General features: G+C 41.1%; 1 protein-coding gene. It reads left to right on the forward strand.

From position 1 onward, the window contains the following. The coding region (locus AB4585_RS27920) for an Rrf2 family transcriptional regulator (protein ID WP_372172009.1) at positions 1-250 on the forward strand (250 nt) is incomplete at its 5' end. Between the last annotated feature and the right edge of the window lie 15 nt (positions 251-265).

A 265-nucleotide genomic window follows, 5' to 3' on the forward strand; every position in this document is an offset into this window, starting at 1 on the left:
AGGTAAGAATGGTGGCATCAGGCTGAATAAGCCTGCGAGTGAAATAAATATAGGGCATGTAATCAGAGAACTAGAACCACTGAAAGTCATCAATTGCTCCCCCGAATTTTGCCATATTACCCCGGCTTGCCGCCTTAAAAGCTACCTGCATAACGCCAAAGAAGCATTCTTAGCAGAGTTAGATAAATGCAATCTTGATGATTTGGTGGATGATAATTCGGATCTGATGATTCTGTTGTCTAAGGCTTAGAAGTAAAAAGCGAAT

Source organism: Vibrio sp. 10N.222.49.C9 (genome assembly GCF_041474985.1).
Taxonomy (GTDB): domain Bacteria; phylum Pseudomonadota; class Gammaproteobacteria; order Enterobacterales; family Vibrionaceae; genus Vibrio; species Vibrio crassostreae_C.